Genomic DNA, 524 nt, shown 5'->3' with positions numbered 1-524 from the left:
CCGCTGTTACCGCCGGCTCCGCCGACTGCCGTGCCGGCCCCGCCGAAGCCGCCGGCCCCGGCGCTGGAGAACAGCAATCCGGCATTGCCGCCCTTTCCGCCGGCACCACCAGTGCTAGCGAAGAGGAATCCGCCGTCGCCGCCAGTCCCGCCGCTGCCGAACAGCAGCCCGCCGGCGCCGCCGTGCCCACCGGCACCCGAGGTGCCGGTGAAACTGGCACCTCCGGCGCCGCCGGCCCCGCCGGAGCCCACGAATCTGGCGCTACCGCCAGTCCCGCCGACTCCGGCCGCGGTGCCGCCGAATCCGCCGGCACCGCCGTCACCGGCCGAGCCGACCAGCCCACCGGCGCCGCCGACGCCGCCGGCCCCACCAATGCCGGCATCCGAACTGCCGCCGGTCCCACCGGCACCGCCAGTGCCCAACAGAGCGGCGGCACCGCCGGTCCCGCCGGCACCGCCAGTGCCGATCGACGAGGTCCCGCCCGCCGCGCCGGCTCCGCCGTCGCCCCACAGCCATCCGCCGGC

General features: G+C 78.2%; 1 pseudogene. It reads right to left on the bottom strand.

The window, feature by feature from the left end:
- A pseudogene (locus F0Q45_RS28400) lies at positions 1–524 on the bottom strand (PE family protein); the annotation flags it as partial.

Source organism: Mycobacterium simiae, from assembly GCF_008370645.1.
Lineage (GTDB): Bacteria > Actinomycetota > Actinomycetes > Mycobacteriales > Mycobacteriaceae > Mycobacterium > Mycobacterium simiae_A.
The sequence above is the reverse complement of the archived record's forward strand: the minus strand, read 5'-3'. Positions and strand labels throughout refer to the sequence as shown.